This window comes from Arthrobacter sp. ISL-69 (assembly GCF_018613775.1).
Taxonomy (GTDB): domain Bacteria; phylum Actinomycetota; class Actinomycetes; order Actinomycetales; family Micrococcaceae; genus Arthrobacter.
Map to the genome: position 1 here is coordinate 94414 of NZ_JAGGPO010000006.1, position 6000 is coordinate 100413.

The 6000-nt window shown below is 63.6% G+C and carries 4 protein-coding genes; all 4 read left to right on the forward strand.

Features of this window, described 5'->3' with window-relative positions; genetic code table 11:
* Positions 1-11 precede the first annotated feature (11 nt).
* The 4 genes from J7I79_RS03400 (at position 12) to secA (ending at position 5945) form a co-directional block, all read left to right on the forward strand.
* Positions 12-932, forward strand: a complete 921-nt coding sequence (locus tag J7I79_RS03400) for a phosphoribosyltransferase family protein (protein WP_214950278.1) — start codon at positions 12-14, stop codon at positions 930-932.
* A 178-nt stretch (positions 933-1110) separates the two neighbouring features.
* Positions 1111-1836 carry a ribosome hibernation-promoting factor, HPF/YfiA family gene (gene hpf / locus J7I79_RS03405; protein ID WP_214950286.1) on the forward strand — a complete coding sequence of 242 codons (726 nt, stop codon included), beginning with the start codon at positions 1111-1113 and terminating at the stop codon, positions 1834-1836.
* 49 nt (positions 1837-1885) lie between these two features.
* Positions 1886-3133 carry a winged helix-turn-helix domain-containing protein gene (locus J7I79_RS03410; RefSeq protein WP_214950288.1) on the forward strand — a complete coding sequence of 416 codons (1248 nt, stop codon included), beginning with the start codon at positions 1886-1888 and terminating at the stop codon, positions 3131-3133.
* 70 nt (positions 3134-3203) lie between these two features.
* Positions 3204-5945 carry a preprotein translocase subunit SecA gene (gene secA / locus J7I79_RS03415; RefSeq protein WP_214950295.1) on the forward strand — a complete coding sequence of 914 codons (2742 nt, stop codon included), beginning with the start codon at positions 3204-3206 and terminating at the stop codon, positions 5943-5945.
* The last annotated feature ends 55 nt before the right edge of the window (positions 5946-6000 follow it).

The following is a 6000-nucleotide window of genomic DNA, read 5'->3' on the forward strand; positions in this document are numbered from 1 at the left end:
AGCCTTAGCAGGTGATTCGACTACCCGATCCCGATCTGGCGCCTCCTGCCGCGACGCCGGCAAAACACCGCAGCGACTACTCACAGTGGCTTCCGAGGGCTGCGGACCGGGCAGCAAGTGCGGGCCGCGAGCTCCTGGCGTTGGCCGCCCCGGTGGAATGTGTCTGTTGCGGAACGGAAGATTTCTCGCTTTGCGGCCCATGCGAACGGGCGGTGCGGACCCTCACCAAGGCGCCTTTCCGGGCTGAGGCGCAGGCGCCTGCCCTCATGGATGTCAACGGCTCGGTCATCCTTCCGGTCGTGGCTGCCGGGGTTTATCGTGAGGAACTCGCCCAGGCCCTGCTGTCGTTCAAGAAACACGGCCAGGGCCAGCTCGGGTCGGTGTTGTCCAAAGCACTGGGAAGAGCCATCCAGCGGGCCGCCGGGACAATGCGGGGATTCTGCCTCATTCCGGTTCCCACCACCAACAGCGCATTCCGGAAACGCGGTTTCAGCCCGGTGCACCTCATGCTGCGCAACCTGGCCCGCAGCGGCGGCCTGGGTGCGGGATCCCTTGCCTGCGCCCTCCGCAAGCGGAGGGCAACCGTCCAAGGACCACGGGCTGCCGTTGATCTCCCGGAACGAATCCGTGCCCTGGTGTCTTCTCCTGCGATGGCCGGAGGGCAAAAGGGACTGGGGCGAGGGGCACGCGTCAAGCGCGTCCGCGGCTCGATGCATGCGGGACCGGTCCTCTTCGAGCCGGACATCCGGGGGCGACCCTGCATCATCGTGGATGATGTCCTCACCACGGGCGCCACGCTGGCAGAGGCTGCGCGGGCAGTCCACCAGGCGGGCGGCATTGTCGTTGGTGCCGTGGTGCTGGCGGCGACACGCCCGCCCGACTCCGCCGATCCAGCAGACGCTCCCGGCGCCACCGCGCGGAAGGACGCGTGACTCCGAAAAAAATAAAACGAAGAAAAGGTGAATAACGGGTAGCGATGAACTAACGTCGGTTGTGGGTACCAAGATCAGTTGTACCTGTCGATAGCGGCTCGGAAAGGGGCTCGACTGTCAGTCAGATCGGCCCCGGGAAGTGCCGCCGTCGTGTCACCGAAGTCATTTGGAGGGCACCATGGAGTTCATGATCAGCGGACGGAATTTGACGGTTTCGGACCGCTTCCGCGAATACGCCGACGAGAAGATCTCAAAGATCGCATCGCTGGGAGACAAGGTCCAAAGGGTGGACGCGAAGGTGTCCAAGGAGACCAAGGCCCGCCAGACCGCAGACTTGCTTACGGTTGAGCTGACTGTCCTGGGCCGTGGCCCCGTAATCCGTGCGGAAGCCAGCGCCGCCGACAAGTTCGCCGCGTTCGATCTCGCTTACAACAAGCTCCTCGAGCGCCTGCGCCGCGCCAAGGACCGCAAAAAGGTCCACCACGGGCGGCACACCCCGAAAGCCGTCCGCGAGGCGACAGCCAGCCTCGAACCGGCAAGCACCACCGAGCCTCTGTATGTTGAGGCCAGCAACCACCAGGAGCCACAGCCGGCGCCCGTGGAAAAGTCGCCGTACGACGTCGACAATGACATCCCGGCAGGCGACTCACCGGTCCTGATCCGCCGCAAGGTCTTCCCGGCGGCATCCATCACGCTCGACGACGCCGTCGACAACATGGAACTTGTGGGCCACTCCTTCTACCTGTTTGTGGACAAGGAGACCAAAGCGCCGTCCGTGGTGTACCGCCGCGACGGATGGACCTACGGCGTCATCAGCCTGGACCAGACCTGCGAACCGGGCGAAGCGCCCTTGGAAGAGAAGATCCTCGCCTACCGCTCGGAGGATGAACCTGCACGCGCCTAAGCAGCGTGTTCGCCTAAGCTGGTGTTGACCAGCCAAAGGAAGGACTGACATGAGCGCATCGCTGAGCCTCAATCAGGCACGGCGAATCGCTTTGGCAGCCCAGGGATTGGACAAAGGACGGCCCGCCGGACCCGTGACTGCACGGGCGGTGGGCCGTACCTTTGACCGGCTGCACCTGGTCCAGATTGACTCCGTCAACGTCCTTGCCCGCAGCCACTATCTGCCCTTCTTCTCCAGGCTCGGAAATTACGACCGTGCCATTCTGAACCGGATGGCGTCCAAGCATCCGCGCAGGATGATGGAGTATTGGGCGCACGAAGCCAGCTTCATCAGGCCGGACCACTTCCCGGACCTTTTGCTGTGGCAGAGCCGGAAGTGGGTCGGGGCATCGGCTATGGACCCCGAACTCCGCACCGGTGTGGCCGTGAAGGTCCTCGAAGAACTTGCCAAGGGCAAACCACTGACCGCCGCCGAACTCACTGTCCGGATCGGACATGTCGAGGACCGGCGGACGGACAACTGGGGCTGGAACTGGAACGCAGTCAAACGCGTCCTGGAACACCTTTTCGAGGAAGGGCTCGTCTCGGCGTCCTCGCGGACCGAGCAGTTCGAACGCCGCTACACACTTACGGGGAAGGTATTTTCCCCGCTCGACGGCGGGGGAGACGCCGACGCCGATCCTGCGACAGCGATGGACCGGCTCATCGCTGCCGCGGCGAGGGCCCACGGCATCGGAACCGTGCGCTGCTTCGCTGACTACTTTCGGAGCCCCCTGCGTGCGGCCGCCATTTCCGTGCAGCATCTTGTGGAGCTCGGCACGCTGGAGCCCGTCGCTGTCCGGGGCTGGGACAGGCCGGTCTACCGGCACGTCGATTCCAAGTTGCCCCGCGCGGCAACGGGACGGGCCCTTCTCAGCCCGTTTGACTCGCTCGTCTTTGAGCGGCGGCGGCTGGAGGAGCTCTTCGGCTTCCACTACAGGATTGAGATCTACACACCGGAGGCCAAACGGCGTTTCGGGTACTACGTCCTTCCGTTCCTGCTGAGGGACGGCATCGTGGCGCGGGTCGACCTGAAGGCTGACAGGGCGGCTGGCCGCCTCCTGGCGAGGGCAGCGCACGCCGAACCGGATGCGCCGGCGGATACCGCCGTCGAACTGGCCGCAGAACTCCAGCTGATGGCCGAATGGCTCGAGCTTGACCATGTGGTGGTCTCGCCCGCCGGCGACTTGGGGCCGGCGCTCGCCGAGGCAGTCGCTGCCACCGGAGCGGGTGCATCCGCTCTCAGGGAACAGGCGTAACGCACCGTGCGTCTCTCCCGTAGACTGAACACGCCAGAATTCGGCAGCTTGAGACTGGGAGCAACTTCACGTGGCATCACTTATCGAAAAACTTCTCCGTACGGGTGACAAAAAAACCCTAAGGCAATTGAGGAACTATGCCGATTCCATCAATGCCCTGGAGAGCTCCCTCAAGACCTTCACGGACGCCGAACTGCGTGAAGAAACCGACCGGCTCCGGGAACGCCACCAGGACGGCGAGAAGCTGGATGATCTCCTGCCGGAGGCTTTCGCAGCGGTGCGCGAAGCCTCGTCACGAACGCTGGGAATGCGCCACTTCGACGTCCAGATGATGGGCGGAGCCGCCCTGCACCTGGGCAACATCGCCGAAATGAAGACCGGTGAAGGCAAGACCCTGGTGGCCACCGCTCCGGCCTACCTCAATGCCCTCGCCGGCAAGGGTGTCCACGTCATCACGGTGAACGACTACCTCGCCGAATACCAGTCCGACCTTATGGGCCGCGTTTACCGGTTCCTCGGCCTGAGCAGCGGCTGCATCCTCTCCAACCAGGACCCCGCCGTGCGCCGCGAGCAATACGCCGCGGACATCACCTACGGCACCAACAACGAATTCGGCTTTGACTACCTGCGCGACAACATGGCCTGGGACAAGTCAGAACTGGTCCAGCGCGGCCACCACTTCGCAATCGTTGATGAAGTCGACTCCATCCTCATCGACGAGGCCCGTACCCCGCTTATCATTTCCGGTCCTGCCCAGGGCGACACGAACCGCTGGTACAGCGAATTCGCCAAGGTGGTCCTGCGGCTCAAGGCCGACACCGACTACGAGGTCGACGAGAAGAAGCGCACCGTAGGTGTCCTCGAAGCGGGCATCGAAAAGGTCGAGGACTACCTCGGCATCCACAACCTCTACGAGTCAGCCAACACGCCGCTGATCGGCTTCCTGAACAACGCCATCAAGGCCAAGGAACTTTTCAAGCGGGACAAGGACTACGTTATCCTCGACGGCGAGGTCCTGATCGTCGATGAGCACACCGGCCGCATCCTGGCCGGACGGCGTTACAACGAGGGAATGCATCAGGCGATCGAGGCCAAGGAAGCCGTCGAGATCAAGGCGGAGAACCAGACCTTGGCGACCGTCACGCTGCAGAACTACTTCCGCATGTACGACAAGCTTTCGGGCATGACCGGCACCGCCGAGACCGAAGCCGCGGAGTTCATGGGCACCTACAAGCTCGGAGTGGTGGCCATCCCCACCAACCGGGACATGCAGCGCCTCGACCAGTCGGACCTGGTGTACAAGAACGAGGCGGTCAAGTTTGACGCAGTCGTCAAGGACATCGCCGAGCGCCACGAAAAGGGCCAGCCGGTGCTGGTGGGCACCACCAGCGTGGAGAAGAGCGAATACCTTTCCCGGCTGCTGGCCAAGGAAGGCATCCGGCATGAGGTCCTGAACGCGAAGAACCACGCCCGTGAAGCCGCGATCGTCGCGCAGGCCGGCCGCAAGGGCGCCGTGACGGTCGCCACGAACATGGCCGGTCGCGGTACCGACATCATGCTGGGCGGAAACGCCGAATTCACCGCAGTCGCCGAACTGGCCGCCAAGGGCTTGGATCCGGAAGAAAACTCGGACGAGTACGAGGCCGCCTGGCCTGCGGCGCTCGAAGCAGCCAAACAGGCCGTCAAGGATGAGCACGAGGAAGTTCTGGACCTCGGAGGGCTCTACGTCCTGGGCACCGAACGCCACGAGTCGCGCCGCATCGACAACCAGCTCCGCGGTCGTTCCGGACGCCAGGGCGACCCCGGCGAGTCCCGGTTCTACCTGTCCCTGACGGATGACCTGATGCGTTTGTTCAATTCGGGCGCGGCCGAGCGGCTTATGAACAGTTCGGTGCCGGACGATGTCGCCCTGGAATCGAAGCTGGTGTCCCGTGCCATTGCATCTGCACAGGGCCAGGTCGAAGGCCGCAACGCGGAACAGCGCAAGAACGTCCTGAAATACGACGACGTCCTGAACCGCCAGCGTGAAGCCATCTACGGGGATCGCCGCCGCATTCTCGAGGGCGATGACCTGCACGAGAAGGTGCAGTTCTTCCTTGAGGACACGATCACCGCACTGATCGACGAAGCCACTGCCGAGGGCACCGGGGACGACTGGGACTTCAACCAGCTGTGGACCAACCTCAAGACGCTGTACCCCGTGAGCATTACGTCCCACGACGTCATTGACGAAGCTGGCGGCAAGTCCCGCATCACCGTGGACTTCCTGAAGGAAGAGATCCTTTCCGATGCACGCCTGGTCTACCAGGCCAGGGAAGAGGCCATCGGATCCGAGAGCATGCGCGAACTGGAACGCCGCGTAGTGCTGTCCGTGATCGGCCGGAAGTGGCAGGAACATCTCTACGAGATGGACTACCTCAAGGAAGGCATCGGCCTCCGTGCCATGGCCCAGCGCGACCCGCTCGTTGAATACCAGCGCGAGGGATTCATCATGTTCCAAGCCATGATGGAGGCCATCAGGGAGGAAAGCGTCGGCTTCCTGTTCAACCTGGAGGTCGAGGTGACTCCCGCGGAGGACGTCGTGGTTGCTGACACCGCCGGGGAACACACGGAGCACCACGAGCCGCAGATCCGCGCAGCCGGCCTGGAAGCCCCGGAAAAGCCCGCCCAGCTGCAGTACACCGCACCGGGCGAAGACGGCGCCAGCCAGACCCGTATCGAGGGCAGGCCCTCGGGCCGTTCGGGAAATCCGGCGAAGGCTGCGGCCCAGGACGGTGCCCGGAAGCAGGCGCCGAAAAAGAAGAAGCGCTAGGAACTGATGACTGCCGAAACCGCAGCCAGCTGAGATACAGGTAAGGGCCGGAACA